Raw genomic sequence first — 18,472 nt, 5'->3', positions numbered from 1 at the left:
GCGCACGAGCGCCGTGCCGAGGTGGAGCGAGCGGTACGCGCCCTCGAGCGGCCCGCGCGCGAGTGGCCCGCCTGCGGGTTCGGGTGGCCCGCGTGATCAGGCCCCTGGTCCGACCGGGCCGATGAGGGTGCCGGCGTCGACGGTGAACTGGCCGTAGGCGGTGGACTCGCCGGGGATCACCCCGCCGTCCGGGGTCCTGAGCGTGAAGGCCGCCTCGTCGGCGAGAACACCCCCGGCGCCGCTGGGGACCTGGATGTCGAAGTGGACCGGGTGGCCCGGGCCGAAGGTCACCACCGTGCTCTGCGAGCCGTACCGGCCGGCCGTGACGCCGTCCGGGAGACCGTGGCGGGAGAACCGCACGTCGGTCGGCGACCCCGCCAGCTCGCACGGTTCGTACCCGGGCGCCGCGGTCAGGGTGACGCGGTAGTGGCGATGCCCTGAACTCGGGGCGTCCGCGGCGATCTCGGCGATGTGGTTCGCCGGCCGGCACGACGAGGGCGCCACGCCCGCGTCCGGTGATGCCGCGGCGGTCGGCAAGGACGCCTGCGCCGGTCCCCCGCCCAGCGCACCCACCAGCAAGGTGGTGGCGGCGGTGACGGCGGTCTTCCAAGTCGTCGTACGCACCACGAACTCTCCATTCCCGCTCGGTTCGGTCCACGGGATTCCGTCGGAACCCCGGTCGACTCCATTCCTCCCCCGACCGGGCCACCGGATGCCACAGAAGCGCCATGTCTACACCAAAGCGCACATTTTCACCCCGCGCGAACGTCAGCCCGAGCAGCCCACGGGGCCCGGATCCCGCCGTCCCGCCGCCGGGATTATTCGATGGGCAACCCCCGGCACCCTCGGTAGCCTGCAAGACCGCCTGCCTGGCCGAGCTCGCGAGGAACCTACGGGAAAGCGGACCGCGATGATCGACGCGTACGAGGATCCCGGCACACCCGACTGCCGCGGCGGCCGGCGATACCTGTGGTGGCTGGTGACCCGGCAGCCGGGCCGGGCCGCGGCCGGAGCGGTGCTGAGCTGTACGTGGATGACGCTGCTGGCGGCGACGCCGTACCTGATGGCGAGGGCGGTCGACGAGGGCCTGGAGCCGGGCGACACGGGGGCGCTGGCCGGGTGGACGGCCGCGCTGTTCGCGGTCGGGTCCCTCAACGCCTGGCTGAGCATCATGCGGCACCGCACGATGACCCGGGTACGGCTGGACGCCAACTTCCGCACGGTGAAGGTCGTCGTGCGCCAGGCGGTGCGGCTGGGGGCCACGCTGCCCGGGCAGACGGGGGCCGGTGAGGTGGTCACGATCGGCGTCGGCGACGTGCAGACGATCGCCGCCGCCATGACGGTGGTCGGACCCGGCATCGGCGCGCTCATGTCCTACGTCGTCGTCGCGGGGCTGCTGCTGTCGGTCTCCGTGCGGCTGGCCGTGGTGGTGCTCGTCGGGGTGCCGCTGATCGGCGTGCTCGTCGGGCCGCTGATGGGGCGGCTGCGCGGGGCGGAGACCGAGTACCGCGAACGGCAGGGGGTGCTGACCGCGCGGATCGGTGACCTCGCGGGCGGTCTGCGCGTACTGGGCGGCCTGGGCGGCAAGGGGCTCGTCGCCGACTCCTTCCGCCGGGACTCGCGGCGGCTGCGCGAACAGGGGTACCGCGTGGGCGCCGTGACCAGCTGGATCCAGGCGCTGGGGGCGGGCCTGCCGACCCTGTTCCTGGCCGTGGTGACCTGGCTGGGGGCGCGGATGGCGGCCCGCGGGGAGATCACCGTGGGCGAGCTGGTGTCGGTGTACGGATATGTCGCCGTGCTGGCCGGGTGGCCGGTGGCCATGCTGATCGACGGCGCCTACTACCTCAGCCGCGGCGTGGTGGCGGCGGAGCGCGTCGTACGGCTGCTGCGGCTCGAACCCGCGCCGGATGCCGGCACCGCCGACCCGCCGGCCGAACCGTCCGTGCTGCACGATCCCGAGTCGGGCGTGCGGGTGCCGCCCGGCGGGCTGACCGCGCTGGCCGCGGCGCGGCCGGCGGACGCGGCCGCCGTGGTGGACCGCCTCGGCCGGTACGCGCCCTCGGACGTCACCTGGGGCGACGTCCGCCTGGACGACATCCCCCTGCCGCGGGTGCGCGAGCGCATCCTGGTCGCCGACCACGAGGCCGACCTGTTCGCGGGGCCGCTGCGCGAGCTGGTCGGTGGGTGCCGGGAGCCGGACGAGGCGGAGGTGGCGCGTGCCGTGCACGCGGCGGCGGCCGACGACATCGTGCGGGGGCTGCCCGACGGGCTCGACGCGCAGGTCGACGCCCAGGGCCGCAACCTCTCGGGTGGCCAACGGCAACGGGTACGGCTCGTACGGGCGCTGCTGGCCGCGCCGGAGGTACTGCTGGCCGTCGAACCGACCTCCGCGCTCGACGCCCACACCGAGGCCGTGGTGGCCGACCGGCTGCGCGCGTCACGCGCGGGGCGTACGACCGTGGTGACGAGTGCCTCCCCGCTCGTCCTCGACCGCGCGGACACCGTGCACTACCTGGTCGACGGCAAGGTCGCGGCGACCGGGAGCCACCGCGAACTGCTCGCCGGGGAACCGGGATACCGGGCACTGGTGACCAGGGAGGCCGACGCGGAGACGGACACGGACGCCGGCGCGGGCGCAGACCCAGGTGCAGACGCAGGCGCAGACACAGACACAGACGCCGATACGCACACCGGCGCGGACGCGGTCGCTGACACGGAGGGAGCGAGGTGACCGACGGGAAGCTGCCCATCGCCGGGCCGGCCGACGTACGGCGGGCTGCGCTGCGGCTGGTGCGCGCCGACGGGCGGGTCTTCGCGGCCGTCCTGGCGCTGAACGCGGCGGCGGCCGTGGCGGGTCTCGCCGGCCCGTGGCTGGTCGGGCGGATCGTGGACGCGGTGCGGTCCGGGGACGGTGTCGCGGCGGTGGACCGGCTGGCGCCGGTCATCCTGCTGTGTTCGGCGGCACAGCTGCTGGTGGCGCGCTGGGCGCGGTACGTGGGGCACCGGTTCGGGGAGCGGACGCTGGCCCGGGTGCGGGAGGAGTTCGTCGACCGTGCGCTGGCGCTGCCCGCGTCGGTGGTGGAGCGGGCCGGCACCGGCGACCTGACCGCCCGGGGCACGGCCGATGTGACGACCGTCGGCACCACGCTGCGCGACGCGGGCCCCGAGATACTCGTTCAGGGGGTGCAGGCGCTGTTCCTGCTCGGCGCGGTGTTCCTCATCGACCCGCTGCTGGGTGCCGTCGGGACGACCGGCCTGGTGCCGGTCGCGATCGTGGTGCGCTGGTATCTGCGGCGGGCGCGGGCGGCCTACCTCGCCGAGGGCGCGGCCACCTCGGACGTCGCCGAGACCCTCGCGGCGACGGCGGCCGGTGCGCGGACGGTCGAGGCGTTCCGGCTGGCCGGCCGGCGCGTCACCGCCGGCGGTGCGGCGCTGGAGACGTCGCGGCGCACCCGCCTGCACACGCTGTACCTGCGGACCGTGTTCTTCCCGGCGGTCGAGGTGTCGTATCTCCTGCCCGTGGCCGGCGTGCTGCTGATCGGCGGGGTGCTGCACGCGCACGGCACGGTGAGCCTGGGCGCGGTGGTGGCGGCGGGGCTGTATCTGCGGCAGTTCAGCGAGCCGCTGGACGCGGTGCTGGTACGGGTCGAGCAACTGCAGTCCAGCGGGGCCTCCTTCGCCCGGGTGGAGGGTCTGGCCCGTGCCCCGCGGGTGGCGCCGGCCGCCGGGGAGGTGGTTCCGGACGGCGACCGTATCGACGCCACCGGCGTCCGTTACGCCTACGGGCGCGGCCGGGAGGTGCTGCGCGGGGTCGATCTGACCGTCCGTCCCGGTGAACGGATCGCCGTGGTCGGCCCGTCGGGCGCGGGCAAGACGACCCTCAGCAGGCTGATCGCGGGGATCGACAGTCCCAGCGCGGGCACGGTGACGGTGGGCGGGGTGCCGGTCGCCGGGCTGACGCCGGAGCGGTTGCGCCGCCAGGTGGTGCTGGTCACCCAGGAGCACCATGTGTTCCTGGGTACGGTCCGCGACAACCTGCTGATCGCCGAACCGGGTGCCACGGACGAGGAGTTGTGGCAGGCGCTGGCCACCGTGGACGCCGACGGCTGGGTGCGTGACCTGCCGGACGGGCTCGGCACCCGCCTCGGCGCGGGCGGCCTTCCCCGGGGTCCCGGTTCCTCGGGGCCGAAAGGCGCTTGCCTCACCGACGGCTCCCAGACCCAGCAACTGGCGCTGGCCCGGGTGGTGCTGGCCGATCCGCACACCCTCATCCTCGACGAGGCGACCGCGCTCCTCGATCCCACCACCGCCCGCCACACCGAGCGCGCGCTCGCCGCGGTCCTGGAGGGCCGTACGGTCATCGCCATCGCCCACCGTCTGCACACGGCCCACGACGCGGACCGGGTGGCGGTCATGGAGGACGGTCTCGTCACCGAACTGGGCTCCCACGAGGACCTGGTGGCGGCCGGCGGCGCCTATGCCGCCCTGTGGCGGACCTGGCACGGGGACGGCACCCCGAACTGAGGCCCGCGAGGGGCGGACCGCTCCGGCCCGCGCTGCGGTACCTCATCGCCGCGACCCGCTACGGCCCGGGCTACGACACCTCATCGCCGCGACCCGCTACGGCCCGGGCTACGGCACCTCATCGCCGCGACCCGCTACGGCACCTCATCGCCCCGGCCGGCACCACGGCAACTCACCGCCCCCACCTGCCCCCAAAACACCCCCCGCCACAGTCATGCGTCGTTTTACAAACATTTCGCATATCGAACATGAATATCCGATCAACGAACGATTTCCGGCCAAGTTCCTGACGCGGTCCTGACAGGAGCAGTGATCACCTGCCACTCTTCCCACGGCCGGCTCACAGCAACCCCACGCCACGTTCACGACTGGACCGGGCCGGCCTCTGCACGCGTGTTCCCGCACCGCCCTGTTCTGCCCGGACGTCCCATCCCACCGTCCGGTCTCCCCTGGCCGCGCGAAGCGCGGTCACGCAGAAGGAGTCAGTGTTGAGCAGCAGTTCTCGCAGACGCACCTCCCACACCACGCACCGCCGCACCGCCACCGTCGCCCTGGCCGGTGTCGCCGCGCTGATCGCCGCCGCCGTGCAGTCCGGCGCCGCGAGCGCCGCCCCGGCCGCGCCGCACGCCGGCAAGATCAACCCGGCCCACGTGGCCCTCAAGCTCACCGCCTCGCAGCGCGCGGAGCTGATACGCGACGCCGATGCCGCCAAGGCCGCCACGGCGCGGTCGATCGGCCTCGGCGCCAAGGAGCAGCTGGCCGTCAAGGACGTCGTCAAGGACGCCGACGGCACCCTGCACACCCGCTACGAGCGCACCTACGCGGGCCTGCCGGTCCTCGGCGGCGACCTCGTCGTCGACACCGCCAAGTCGGGCACGACCCAGAAGGTCGTCAAGGCCAACAACGCCACCCTGAAGGTCGCCGACCTGACCCCGGCCGTGGCGAAGAGCGCGGTCGAGAAGCAGGCCGTGGCGGCGGCGAAGACCCTTGGCGGCACCAAGTCCGCCGCGGACACCGTGCGCAAGGTGATCTGGGCCGGCTCCGGCAAGCCCGTCCTCGCCTACGAGACGGTCGTCGGCGGTCTCCAGGACGACGGCACCCCGAACCAGCTGCACGTCATCACCGACGCCGCCACCGGCAAGAAGCTCTTCGAGTACCAGGGCATCAAGACCGGCATCGGCAACACCGAGTACAGCGGCCAGGTGACGCTGACGACGACCCAGTCGGGGTCGAACTTCACGCTCACCGACGGCGCGCGCGGCGGCCACAAGACGTACAACCTGAACCACGGCACCTCGGGCACCGGCACGCTGTTCTCCCAGACCAACGACACCTGGGGCAACGGCACCACGTCCAACGCGGCCACCGCGGGCGCGGACGCCCACTACGGCGCCCAGGAGACGTGGGACTTCTACAAGAACACGTTCGGCCGCAGCGGCATCAAGAACAACGGAGTGGGTGCCTACTCCCGCGTGCACTACGGCAACTCGTACGTGAACGCGTTCTGGGACGACAGCTGCTTCTGCATGACGTACGGCGACGGCTCCGGCAACGCCGACCCGCTGACCTCGCTCGACGTGGCCGGCCACGAGATGAGCCACGGTGTCACCTCCAACACCGCGGGCCTCAACTACAGCGGTGAGTCCGGCGGCCTGAACGAGGCGACTTCGGACATCTTCGGCACCGGTGTGGAGTTCTACGCCGCGAACTCCTCCGACGTCGGTGACTACCTCATCGGCGAGAAGATCGACATCAACGGCAACGGCACGCCGCTGCGTTACATGGACAAGCCCAGCAAGGACGGCGGCTCCGCCGACTACTGGTCCTCCAGCGTCGGCGGCCTGGACGTGCACTACTCCTCGGGCGTCGCCAACCACTTCTTCTACCTGCTGAGCGAGGGCAGCGGCGCCAAGGTCATCAACGGCGTCAGCTACAACTCGCCCACGAAGGACGGTCTTCCGGTCACCGGCATCGGCCGGGACAAGGCGCTGCAGATCTGGTACCGGGCGCTGACCACCAAGTTCACGTCCACCACCAACTACGCGGCAGCCCGCACCGGCACGCTCGCGGCGACCGGTGAGCTGTACGGCACCACGAGCGCCGAGTACAAGGCGGTGCAGGACGCCTGGGCGGCCGTCGGGGTCGGCACCCGCTCGGGCGGCAGCACCGGGACGTCGTACTCGAGCACCACCCCGGTCTCGATCCCGGACAACGGGCCCGCGGTCACCTCGTCGATCACGGTCTCCGGCAGGACCGGGAACGCGCCGGCCAACCTTCTGGTGACGCCGAATATCAGCCACACGTGGCGTGGCGACCTGGTGGTCGATCTGGTCGGCCCGTCGGGCGCCTCGTACCGCCTGAAGAACTCCAGCTCCGGTGACTCGGCGGACGACGTCACCGACACCTACACGGTGAACGCCGCGTCCGAACCGGCCAACGGGACCTGGAAGTTGAAGGTTCAGGACGTGGCCTCGCAGGACGTCGGCACGATCAACGGCTGGACCCTCACCTTCCCGTAGACCGCCTGTCGCGGGGCCGAACCAGGGCGCCGTCCGGGAGGTGCGATTCCCCGGGCGGCGCCCGTTCACAGGCCCGCAACATTCATCGACAGTTCACTTTCGGCCAACATCACTTCAGGGTCATGACATGTACGCGGCCCTGATGTCACTCTCTCTCCACCCGCCGCAGTAGCACAGCAACTTCACCACCCCACCCGCCGGCCAGTAACCCCACGCTGACCGGTCTCCCCCACTTGAAGGAGCTTCCGTGAGCCCCCTCTACGCGCGTCACAAGCGCACCACGCTGGCCATCGCCACCGCTGTCGCCGCCGGCGCCCTGCTCTCCACCGGGCTGGCCACCAGCGCCACCGCCCAGCCCACGGCCGCCGCCGCCAAGCCCCTCGCGGCCGCCCCGACCGCCCTGTCCGCCTCGGCGCGCACCACCCTGATCCAGAAGGCGCAGTCCGGCGCGACCGAGACCGCCCGGACCATAGGCCTCGGCGCCAAGGAGAAGCTGGTCGTCAAGGACGTCGTCAAGGACGCCGACGGCACCCTGCACACCCGCTACGAGCGCACCTACGCGGGCCTGCCGGTCCTCGGCGGCGACCTCGTCGTCCACACCGCCAAGTCGGGCACCACCGAGGGCGTCACCAAGGCGGCCAGGTCGGCCATCAAGGTGGCCACGCTCAAGCCGCAGATCACCGCGGCCAAGGCGGAGAAGCAGGCGGTGAGCGCCGCCAGGACGCTGGGTTCCGCCAAGTCCGCCGCGGACGGCGCGCGCAAGGTGATCTGGGCCGGCTCCGGCAAGCCCGTCCTCGCCTACGAGACGATCGTCGGCGGCTTCCAGGACGACGGCACCCCGAACCAGCTGCACGTCATCACCGACGCCGCCACCGGCAAGAAGCTCTACGAGTACCAGGGCATCGAGACCGGTACCGGCAAGACCCTCTACTCGGGCACGGTCGGCCTGAACACCACGCTGTCGGGCTCGACCTACCAGCTGACCGACGGCACGCGCGGCGGACACAAGACGTACAACAAGTCGCACACCAGTTCCTCCACCACCGGCACCCTGTTCACCGACGCGGACGACGTCTGGGGCACCGGCACCGCCTCCAGCTCGACCACGGACCAGACGGCCGCCGCCGACGCCGCCTACGGCGCCCAGGAGACCTGGGACTTCTACAAGAACACCTTCGGCCGCAGCGGCATCAAGAACAACGGAGTGGGCGCCTACTCCCGCGTGCACTACGGCAACCAGTACGTGAACGCGTTCTGGGACGACAGCTGCTTCTGCATGACCTACGGCGACGGCAGCGGCAACAACCACCCGCTGACCTCGCTCGACGTCGCCGGCCACGAGATGAGCCACGGCGTCACCTCCAACACCGCCGGCCTGAACTACTCGGGCGAGTCCGGCGGCCTGAACGAGGCCACCTCCGACATCTTCGGCACCGGCGTGGAGTTCTACGCCGCGAACTCCTCCGACGTCGGCGACTACCTCATCGGCGAGAAGATCAACATCAACGGCGACGGCACCCCGCTGCGCTACATGGACAAGCCCAGCAAGGACGGCGGCTCCGCCGACTCCTGGTCCTCCTCCGTCGGCAACCTCGACGTGCACTACTCGTCGGGCGTCGCCAACCACTTCTTCTACCTGCTGTCCGAGGGCAGCGGCGCGAAGACGATCAACGGGGTCTCCTACAACTCCCCGACCTCCAACGGCTCCACGGTCACCGGCATCGGCCGCGCCAAGGCGCTGCAGATCTGGTACAAGGCGCTGACGACGTACTTCACGTCGACCACCAACTACAAGTCGGCCCGCACCGGCACCCTGTCCGCGGCGGCCGCGCTGTACGGCTCCGGCAGCGCCGAGTACAACGCGGTGGCGGCGGCCTGGTCGGCGGTCAACGTCTCCTAATGGCTGAGTAGTTGTGGCAGGGCGGTACCCGGCAGGAAGCTGCTTCGGGTACCGCCCTACTCTTGTGACCCATGTCCTCGGCGCCCTTCACCTACGAGCCGGTCGGCGCGACCCACGGTGACCTGACGTTCTGCCCGCCCGGCTTCCGACCCCTGTTCGTCCGCACCCGCATAGGCGAAGGCCACGAGGTCTTCCGGCGGGCCGCGGAAGCGGTCCTCACCTGGGAGATGCACCGCGCGCTCGGCGTCGGCATCGACAGCAGCGCCGACCGCGCGGCCCCCGACGTCGACGTCACCGTCACCCTGGCCGGCGTCGTCAGAGCCCCCTGCCGCATCGTCTGGACCGTCGAGGAGAACCGCCGCGCGGGCTGGGCCTACGGCACTCTCGACGGCCACCCCGAGTGCGGCGAGGAGGCCTTCGTGGTCGACCGCACCGGCGACGGCACGGTCTGGCTGACGGTGGCCGCCTTCAGCCGCGCCCACAAGTGGTACGCCCGCGCGGGCGGAGCGGCGACGCGGGGCCTGCAGCACGCGTACGCGCGCCGCTGCGGCACCGTGCTGAAGCGCCTGACCGCGCACCTCGGGGAGGACTGACCACCGGCCTCGGCCGCCCAGCACCACCTCACCGCCCGCACCGCCTCACCGCGACAGCACCCCCGCCCCTACCGCAGCAGCACCCCCGCTCCTTGACCCGCCTCTCCCGACGGCGCCGCCACCAGGCCCAGTTCCGCGCCGGAGGCCAGCAGGCGGTGGGAGGGAAGGATGCGGACCGTGTAGCCGTAGGGGCCGGTGCGGTCGAGGAAGAGGGGGCCCTCGTAGAGCCAGCGGCCCTCCAGGTCGGGGTTGCCGACCGGCTTGAGGGGGACGGTGCCGGCGTCCGTGATGCGGTCGGCGGAGTCGACCCGGCCCGACACGGCCTGCACCTCGACGTCGTCCGGGGTCAGGTCGCCGAGCCCCACGCGCACCCGCAGACCCACGCTGGTACCGAGCTCCGCGGTGGACGTCGTCGCGGTGGCCTCCACATGGTCGACACTCACCCCGGGCCAGGCGGCCCGCACCCGCGCCTTCCAGGCGGCCAGTTCACGGGCCGGGTCCGCGGTCAGCGCGCGATGGGCCTGGGCGGCGGGCGTGTAGAGCCGGTCGACGTACTCGCGGACCATCCGGCCCGCCAGCACCTTCGGGCCGAGCAGGGTCAGGGTCTGGCGGACCATCTCGATCCAGCGGTCGGGCAGCCCCACCCGGCCGCGCTCGTAGAAACGCGGCGTGATCCGCTGTTCGAGCAGGTCGTACAGGGCGCCCGCCTCGATGTCGTCCCGGCGGTCGGTGTCCATGCCGGAGCCGTCCGCGGTCGGGATCGCCCAGCCGAAGTCCGGCTGGAACCACTCGTCCCACCAGCCGTCCAGCACCGAGAGGTTGAGACAGCCGTTGAGGGCGGCCTTCATCCCCGAGGTGCCGCAGGCCTCCAGCGGACGCAGCGGGTTGTTCAGCCAGATGTCGCAGCCCGGGTAGAGCTTCTGCGCCATCGCCATGCCGTAGTCGGGCAGGAACACGATCCGGTGCCGTACCCGCGGATCGTCCGCGAACCGCACCAGCTCCTGCACCAGCCGCTTTCCGCCGTCGTCCGCCGGGTGCGCCTTGCCCGCGACGACGATCTGCAGCGGCCGCTCCGGGTGCAGCAGCAGCCGCATCAGCCGGTCGGGGTCCCGGAGCATCAGCGTCAGCCGTTTGTACGACGGCACCCGCCGGGCGAAGCCGATGGTGAGCACGTCGGGGTCGAGGACGCCGTCGATCCAGCCCAGCTCCGCGTTCCCCGCGCCCCGCTGCCGCCAGGAGGCGCGCAGCCGCTCCCGCACCTCCAGCACGAGCTGTTCGCGCAGGGTGCGGCGCAGCTCCCAGATCTCCTGGTCCGGGATGTCCGCGACCAGGTCCCAGCGTTCGGAGCCGCCGACGGTCAGCGCGTCCTCTGCGCGGTGCGCGCCGATCTGCCGGGCGCCGAGGCGCAGCACCTCGGGCGCGACCCAGGTGGGCGCGTGCACCCCGTTGGTGACGGAGGTGATCGGCACCTCCTCGGCGTCGAATCCCGGCCACAGCCCGGCGAACATCTCCCGGCTGACCTGCCCGTGCAGCAGCGACACGCCGTTGGCCCGCTGGGCGAGCCGCAGCCCCATCACGGCCATGTTGAACAGGTTCGGCTCGCCGCCCGGGTACGTCTCCATGCCGAGTGCCAGGATCCGCCGCACGTCGATGCCCGGCAGCTCGGTGTCGGGCCCGAAGTGCCGGGCCACCAGCTCCCGGTCGAACCGGTCGATGCCGGCCGGCACGGGGGTGTGCGTGGTGAACACGGTCCCGGCGCGTACGGCCTCCAGCGCCGCGTCGAAGTCCAGGCCGCCCTCGCACAGCTCGGCGATCCGCTCCAGCCCGAGGAAGCCGGCGTGCCCCTCGTTGGTGTGGAACACCTCGGGCTCGGCGTGCCCGGTGAGCCGGCAGTACGTCCGCACGGCCCGCACTCCCCCTATGCCGAGGAGCATCTCCTGCAGCAGCCGGTGCTCGCTGCCGCCGCCGTAGAGCCGGTCGGTGACCCCGCGTTCGCCGAGGTCGTTCTCCTCCACGTCCGAGTCGAGCATCAGCAGCGGCACCCGGCCCACCTGCGCCACCCAGATCCGGGCGTGCAGCGCCCTGCCGCCGGGCAGCGCGAGGGACACCGCCGCGGGGGTGCCGTCGGCCTCCTTCAGCTGGGTGACGGGCAGCTCGTTGGGGTCGAGCACCGGGTAGTGCTCCTGCTGCCAGCCGTCCCGGGACAGGCTCTGGCGGAAGTAGCCGTGCCGGTACAGCAGCCCGACCCCGATCAGCGGTACCCCGAGGTCGCCGGCCGCCTTCAGATGGTCGCCGGCGAGGATGCCGAGGCCGCCGGAGTACTGGGGCAGGGCGGCCGTGATGCCGAACTCGGGCGAGAAGTAGGCGACGGCCGCAGGCAGCCCGTCGCCCTGGCGCTGGTACCAGCGGTCGCCGGTCACATAGTCGTTCAGGTCGTCGGCGACCGCGGCCAGCCGGCGCAGGAACCGCCGGTCCTCGGCCAGTTCGGCGAGGCGTGCCGGCCCCACCCGGCCCAGCAGGCGGACCGGGTCGCCCTCGGCGGCGGCCCAGTGCTCGGGATCGACGGACTGGAACAGGTCGCGCGTCTCCGCATGCCAGGACCAGCGCAGGTTACGCGCCAGGTCGCTCAGCGGCCGGAGGGGTTCGGGGAGAACGGGACGGACGGTGAACCGACGGATCGCCTTCACACTTCCACCTCGGACGCATTTTCGCGGGGTGAGACGCACGGCGCTGTACGTCTCGTCGTCAGCATCGACGGTAGTGGTTACCGGGGCGTCGGTGGGGACGCATCCGGGTGAAGCGGTCAGGACGGGGCGGAGCAGGGCACCGCGGCGCCCTCCCGGGAGCCCGCCGCTCCCTCTCCGCCGGGTCCGGCCACGCTGTCCGGTATCCGCCCCCGGCCATCGGCCGCGGGGTACACGGAGGGGGAGTTGATGCCGTGTTGGCGGGAAACCGGAAAAAGGGGCCGGTCTTGTACGTAGACATACGCGCGAGTAGTTAACAAAGTGCCGGATTGCCCACCCGAATCACTTGGGAAGGCTCCTCCGGTACGACCCCGCAGGCGCAGTCCAGCACAGCCGCAGGACCCACCTCGCCACATCCATCCGCCCACACCCACGTTGACGCGGACAGGAGCGGTCATGCCCGCCACGCACCACTCGTCAGCACGCCCGACCACGAGCAGGAAGGCAAGCGGGAATCCGGCGGAGCCGGACTCCGCCGACACAGCCGACTCCGCCGACTCCGCCGCGGCGCCACCGGGCCGGGGCCGGACGGCCCCGGAGCGCCAGGCGGCCCCGGCCCGACCGGCCCGCCCGGCGTCCCGGGGGAAACATCCCGGGCCGGTGACGGAGGGGACGCCGGGCGAGCCGGTGAAGCCAGGCGCGCCGGTGACGCGGGGGAAACGGGCCGAACCGGCCGCGCCGACGGCGCCGGTCTCCCCTACCGAACCGAGCAAACCGGCCGAGCCAGTGACCTCGGCGACGCCGGTGACACGGGTGACGGACGTGACGGACATGACCGGCCTGGCGAGCGTGACGGACGTGACGGGCCCGACGTCCGCGCCGCGCGCCGGGGACCCGGTTCTCGGTCGTATACCCGTCCTCGACGTCCGCCCCGTGGTCCAGCACGGGCGCAGGCCCGCCAAAGCGGTGGCCGGTGAGTCGTTCGAGGTGTCGGCCACCGTGTTCCGGGAGGGACACGACGCCGTCGCCGCCAATGTCGTCCTGCGCGGCCCCGACGGGCGCCCCGGCCCCTGGACCCCGATGCGGGAACTCGCCCCGGGCACCGACCGCTGGGGCGCCACCGTCAGCGCGGACGAGCCCGGCCGCTGGACCTACACCGTGGAGGCCTGGTCGGACCCGGTCGGCACCTGGCGGCACACCGCGGGGATCAAGATACCGGCGGGCATCGACACCGGCCTGGTCCTGGAGGAGGGCGCGCGGCTGTACGAGCGCGCGGCCGCCGGGATCCCCGAGCGGCAGCGGGGCGCCGTCCGGGAGGCCGCGGCGGCCCTGCGTGACGACAGCCGTCCGGCCGCCTGGCGGCTGGCAGCGGCGCTGACTCCGGAAGTGACCGAGCTGCTCACCCGGTATCCGCTGCGGGAGCTGGTCACGGCGTCGGATCCGATGCCGCTGCTGGTGGAGCGGGAGCGGGCGCTGTACGGCTCCTGGTACGAGTTCTTCCCGCGTTCGGAGGGTGCGGCGGAGGGTGCGCACGGTACCTTCCGCACTGCCGCCCGGCGGCTGGAGGCGATCGCGGAGATGGGCTTCGACGTGGTCTATCTGCCGCCGGTGCATCCGATCGGGACGACGTTTCGCAAGGGCCGCAACAACACGCTGACCGCGGGTCCCGACGACGTCGGTGTGCCGTGGGCGATCGGTTCGCCCGAGGGCGGTCACGACGCCGTCCATCCCGACCTGGGCACGCTCGACGACTTCGACCACTTCGTGGGCCGGGCGCGGGAGTTGGGTCTGGAGGTGGCGTTGGACTTCGCCCTCCAGTGCTCCCCGGACCACCCTTGGGTGCACAAGTACCCGGAGTGGTTCCATCACCGGCCGGACGGCTCGATCGCGTACGCGGAGAATCCGCCGAAGAAGTACCAGGACATCTACCCCGTCGCCTTCGACGCCGACATGGACGGCCTGGTCGCGGAGACCGTGCGGGTGCTGCGGCACTGGATGGAGCACGGGGTGCGGATCTTCCGCGTCGACAACCCGCACACCAAGCCGGTGGTCTTCTGGGAGCGGGTGATCGGTGAGGTCAACTCGGCCGACCCGGACGTGATCTTCCTGGCGGAGGCGTTCACCCGTCCGGCGATGATGCACACGCTGGCGCAGGTCGGTTTCCAGCAGTCGTACACGTACTTCACCTGGCGCAACAGCAAGCAGGAGCTGACGGACTACCTGACCGAGCTGTCGGGTGAGGCGGCGGCCTGGATGCGGCCGAACTTCTTCGCCAACACCCCCGACATCCTGCACGCCTACCTCCAGCACGGAGGCCGGCCCGCCTTCGAGATCCGCGCCGTCCTCGCCGCGACCCTCTCCCCCTCCTGGGGCATCTACAGCGGCTACGAACTCTGCGAGAACACCCCCCAGCGCGAGGGCGGCGAGGACTACCTCGACTCGGAGAAGTACCAGCTCGTCCACCGCGACTGGGAAACCGCCGCACGCGAGGGCCGCACCATCGCACCCCTGATCACCCGGCTCAACACCATCCGCCGGGAGAACCCGGCACTGCGTCAGCTGCGCGACCTCCACTTCCACCACGCCGACAAGGAACAGGTGATCGTCTACTCGAAACGCAGCGGTTCGAACACGCTTCTGGTGGTCGTCAACCTCGACCCCCACGTCACCCAGGAGGCCACGGTGTCGTTGGACATGCCGCAACTCGGCCTGGAATGGCACGAGTCGATGCCGGTGCGCGACCTGCTCACCGGCGAGTCCTATCACTGGGGCAGGGCCAACTATGTGCGACTCGAACCGGGTCGTCGACCCGCGCATGTCCTCTCGGTCCTGCGACCGTCCAACCCGCAGATCGGGGGGTCACCCACCATATGATCGTCAACGAGCCTGTCCCGGACACCTTCGGAGACACCCCCGCCAAGGACCGGGACCCGGAGTGGTTCAAACGCGCCGTCTTCTACGAGGTGCTGGTCCGCTCCTTCCAGGACAGCAACGGTGACGGCGTCGGCGACCTCAAGGGCCTGACCTCCCGGCTCGACTACCTGCAATGGCTCGGGGTCGACTGCCTGTGGCTGCCACCGTTCTTCAAGTCCCCGCTGCGCGACGGCGGTTACGACGTCTCGGACTACACGGCCGTACTCCCCGAGTTCGGTGACCTCGCCGACTTCGTGGAGTTCGTCGACGCCGCCCACCAGCGCGGCATGCGCGTCATCGTCGACTTCGTCATGAACCACACCAGCGACCAGCATCCGTGGTTCCAGGAGTCCAGGCGCGATCCGGACGGACCGTACGGCGACTACTACGTCTGGGCCGACGACGACAAGCAGTTCCAGGACGCCCGGATCATCTTCGTCGACACCGAGGCCTCCAACTGGACGTACGACCCCGTACGCAAGCAGTACTACTGGCACCGCTTCTTCTCGCACCAGCCGGATCTGAACTACGAGAACCCGGCCGTGCAGGAGGAGATCATCTCCGCGCTGCGGTTCTGGCTGGACCTCGGCATCGACGGCTTCCGGCTCGACGCGGTGCCGTACCTGTACCAGCGGGAGGGCACCAACTGCGAGAACCTGTCGGAGACCCACGAGTTCCTGAAGCGGGTGCGCAAGGAGATCGACGACCAGTACCCCGACAAGGTGCTGCTGGCGGAGGCCAACCAGTGGCCCGAGGACGTGGTCGACTACTTCGGCGACTACTCCTCCGGCGGCGACGAGTGCCACATGGCGTTCCACTTCCCCGTCATGCCGCGCATCTTCATGGCGGTGCGCCGGGAATCGGGCCATCCGGTCTCGGAGATCCTCGCCAAGACGCCCTCCATTCCCACCAGTTGTCAGTGGGGCATCTTCCTGCGCAACCACGACGAGCTGACCCTCGAAATGGTCACCGACGAGGAACGCGACTACATGTGGGCCGAGTACGCCAAGGACCCGCGGATGCGCGCCAACATCGGCATCCGCCGCCGCCTCGCGCCCCTGCTCGACAACGACCGCAACCAGATCGAGCTGTTCACCGCCCTGCTGCTCTCGCTGCCCGGATCGCCGATCCTCTACTACGGCGACGAGATCGGCATGGGGGACAACATCTGGCTCGGCGACCGTGACGCGGTCCGCACCCCGATGCAGTGGACCCCCGACCGCAACGCGGGCTTCTCGTCCTGCGACCCCGGCCGGCTGTTCCTGCCCACGATCATGGACCCCGTCCACGGCTACCAGGTCACCAACGTCGAGGCCGCCATGTCCTCGCCGTCCAGCCTGCTGCACTGGACCCGCCGCATGATCGAGATCCGCAAGCAGAATCCCGCCTTCGGACTGGGGTCCTACACCGAGTTGCAGTCCTCGAACCCGGCGGTGATCGCCTTCCTACGGGAGTACGAGGACGACCTCGTGCTGTGCGTGCACAACTTCTCGCGGTTCGCGCAGCCCACCGAACTCGACCTGCGGCCCTACGACGGGCGGCACCCCGTCGAACTGATCGGCGGGGTGCGATTCCCCGCGATCGGCGAACTGCCGTACCTGCTCACCCTCGCGGGCCACGGCTTCTACTGGTTCCGGCTGCGCCGCGAGACGGCGTAGCGGCCCTCGGGCGGGGCGGTTTCCCCCGTCCCGCCCGGGGCACGCAACAGTGACACCCCCGACGATCCGGGGAAAGGACATGACGCCCATGGCGGAAACGGTCACCCCCTCCGACACCACCCCCAGCCCGACCGGGCACCTCCTCAGCTCACTCGACCCCCTGCTGCGCCAATGGCTGCCCAGGCAGCGCTGGTTCGCGGGCAAGGGACGTCAGGTCACCGGGTTCACTCCCGTGGCCGTCACCGAACTCCTGCCCTCCCCCAAGCCCTCGGCTCCGCCCGAACAGGGAGGCGCCCCCATCGGCCGGCTGGGCCTGTACCACCTGCTCCTGCGCGTCCACCAGCCACCCGTGCCCGGCACCGCGCCACCCCCCGGCGACTGCTACCAGCTGCTGATAGGCGTGCGCGAGGCGCTGCCGCCCCGGCTGGCGCCCGCGCTCATCGGACACGTGGAGGGCGGTCCCCTCGCCGGACGCACGGTGTACGACGCCCTCTACGACCCCCGGCCGGCCGAGGTTCTCCTGGAGGCCCTGCGCACCCGGGCCCGCGTCGGCGCCCTCCGCTTCGAGCGGGACCCGCGCCAGGAGATCCGGGACGGCCTCGTCGCCCGGCTGATGACCGCCGAGCAGTCCAACTCCTCGGTGGTCTATGGAGATACGTTCATCCTGAAGCTGCTGCGCCGGGTCGTGGCCGGCGTCAACCCCGATCTGGAGCTGCCTCTCGCGCTGGCCCGCGAGGGGTGCGCCCGAGTGCCCGCGCCGACGGCGTGGCTCCATGCCGAACTGGGCGAGGAGTCGTACGTCCTGGCCGTCCTCCAGCCGTTCGTGAGCGGCGCGGCGGACGGCTGGGAGCTGGCGCTGCGCGAGCTGGCCAAGGGCGAGGACTTCGTCGCCGAGGCGCGGGCGCTCGGCCGGGCCACCGCCGAGGTGCACACCGCCCTCGCCCGCGCCCTGCCGACGGCCACCCTGGGACAGGCCCAGCTGGGGCCGCTGGTGGACGGCATGCACGAGCGGCTCGCGGCGGCGGTCACGGCGGTGCCCGCGCTGGTGCCCTACGAGAGCGGTCTGCGTTCGGCGTTCGACGCGCTGGCCGGACTCGCCGCCGAGGGGCAGACCTGGACCGCCCAGCGCATCCACGGTGACCTGCACCTCGGCCAGTGCCTGCGCTCCCCGTCCGAGGACACCGCCGACGCGCCGGGCGGCGGGGGAACGTGGTCGCTGATCGACTTCGAGGGCGAGCCGGCCCGGCCCCTGGCGGAGCGGCGCATGCCGCAGCCCCCGGTACGGGACATCGCCGGGATGCTGCGCTCCTTCGACTACGCGGCCCATTCCGCGCAGCCGCCCGCGCCGGACTGGGCGCACACCTGCCGGGCCGCCTACTGCTCCGGGTACGCCGAGGTCGCCGGACGCGATCCGCGCACCGATCCGGTACTGCTGCGCGCCTACGAGACCGACAAGGCGGTCTACGAGGTCGTCTACGAGGCCCGCCACCGCCCCGACTGGCTCCCCGTCCCCCTCTCCGCGGTGCGCCGCCTCGCCGCGTCCCAGCCGACTTGGCCCGACCTGACCCGACCCGCCCGGGAGACCCGTCCGTGACGTCCAAGAAGCGAGCCACCTCGAAGAACAAGTCCACCAAGAACAAGAACAGGAGCAGGAGCGGAAGCGAGAGCGGGAGCGGCACCG

The 18,472-nt window shown here is 71.7% G+C and carries 10 protein-coding genes; 8 read left to right on the top strand and 2 right to left on the bottom strand.

The window, feature by feature from the left end; all coding sequences use genetic code 11:
• Positions 1-96: 96 nt before the first annotated feature.
• Positions 97-624: a DUF4232 domain-containing protein gene (locus OIB37_RS25340; protein ID WP_330459901.1), complete on the bottom strand. Its 528-nt coding sequence runs from the start codon at positions 622-624 to the stop codon at positions 97-99.
• A 286-nt stretch (positions 625-910) separates the two neighbouring features.
• Between OIB37_RS25340 and OIB37_RS25335 the strand changes: the two genes are divergently transcribed.
• The 5 genes from OIB37_RS25335 to OIB37_RS25315 all read left to right on the top strand — a co-directional run bounded on the left by OIB37_RS25335 (position 911) and on the right by OIB37_RS25315 (position 9,536).
• Entirely contained in the window at positions 911-2,731 is a 1,821-nt protein-coding gene (locus OIB37_RS25335) for an ABC transporter ATP-binding protein (RefSeq protein ID WP_330459900.1), read from the top strand.
• Positions 2,728-4,524, top strand: coding sequence for an ABC transporter ATP-binding protein (locus OIB37_RS25330; RefSeq protein WP_330459899.1), 1,797 nt, complete (start codon positions 2,728-2,730; stop codon positions 4,522-4,524). Before OIB37_RS25335 ends, OIB37_RS25330 begins: the two co-directional genes overlap by 4 nt.
• A gap of 485 nt (positions 4,525-5,009) precedes the next feature.
• Positions 5,010-7,043, top strand: coding sequence for a M4 family metallopeptidase (locus tag OIB37_RS25325; RefSeq protein WP_330459898.1), 2,034 nt, complete (start codon positions 5,010-5,012; stop codon positions 7,041-7,043).
• 247 nt (positions 7,044-7,290) lie between these two features.
• Entirely contained in the window at positions 7,291-8,943 is a 1,653-nt protein-coding gene (locus OIB37_RS25320; protein ID WP_330459897.1) for a M4 family metallopeptidase, read from the top strand.
• 71 nt (positions 8,944-9,014) lie between these two features.
• Positions 9,015-9,536 carry a DUF1990 domain-containing protein gene (locus tag OIB37_RS25315; protein WP_330459896.1) on the top strand — a complete coding sequence of 174 codons (522 nt, stop codon included), beginning with the start codon at positions 9,015-9,017 and terminating at the stop codon, positions 9,534-9,536.
• A 68-nt stretch (positions 9,537-9,604) separates the two neighbouring features.
• Here the strand turns inward: OIB37_RS25315 and OIB37_RS25310 are convergent, their stop codons facing one another.
• Entirely contained in the window at positions 9,605-12,223 is a 2,619-nt protein-coding gene (locus OIB37_RS25310) for a glycosyltransferase family 1 protein (protein WP_330459895.1), read from the bottom strand.
• Between the two features lie 828 nt (positions 12,224-13,051).
• Here OIB37_RS25310 and OIB37_RS25305 point away from each other — a divergent pair.
• From OIB37_RS25305 to OIB37_RS25295, 3 genes are all read left to right on the top strand, one after another.
• A complete protein-coding gene (locus OIB37_RS25305) occupies positions 13,052-15,094 on the top strand; it encodes an alpha-1,4-glucan--maltose-1-phosphate maltosyltransferase (protein ID WP_330461971.1) in 2,043 nt (680 codons plus the stop codon).
• Positions 15,091-16,791, top strand: coding sequence for a maltose alpha-D-glucosyltransferase (treS, locus tag OIB37_RS25300; protein ID WP_330459894.1), 1,701 nt, complete (start codon positions 15,091-15,093; stop codon positions 16,789-16,791). The genes OIB37_RS25305 and treS overlap by 4 nt, the downstream gene beginning before the upstream one ends.
• A gap of 88 nt (positions 16,792-16,879) precedes the next feature.
• Positions 16,880-18,385 carry a maltokinase N-terminal cap-like domain-containing protein gene (locus OIB37_RS25295; RefSeq protein ID WP_330459893.1) on the top strand — a complete coding sequence of 502 codons (1,506 nt, stop codon included), beginning with the start codon at positions 16,880-16,882 and terminating at the stop codon, positions 18,383-18,385.
• The last annotated feature ends 87 nt before the right edge of the window (positions 18,386-18,472 follow it).

Source organism: Streptomyces sp. NBC_00820 (assembly GCF_036347055.1).
Lineage (GTDB): Bacteria > Actinomycetota > Actinomycetes > Streptomycetales > Streptomycetaceae > Streptomyces.
The sequence above is the reverse complement of the archived record's forward strand: the minus strand, read 5'-3'. Positions and strand labels throughout refer to the sequence as shown.

Coding starts and splice junctions, on each gene's coding strand:
- OIB37_RS25335 (WP_330459900.1), top strand. CDS start 911: ATGATCGACGCGTACGAGGATCCCGGCACACCCGACTGCCGCGGCGGC.
- OIB37_RS25315 (WP_330459896.1), top strand. CDS start 9,015: ATGTCCTCGGCGCCCTTCACCTACGAGCCGGTCGGCGCGACCCACGGT.
- OIB37_RS25305 (WP_330461971.1), top strand. CDS start 13,052: ATGACCGGCCTGGCGAGCGTGACGGACGTGACGGGCCCGACGTCCGCG.
- treS (WP_330459894.1), top strand. CDS start 15,091: ATGATCGTCAACGAGCCTGTCCCGGACACCTTCGGAGACACCCCCGCC.
- OIB37_RS25295 (WP_330459893.1), top strand. CDS start 16,880: ATGGCGGAAACGGTCACCCCCTCCGACACCACCCCCAGCCCGACCGGG.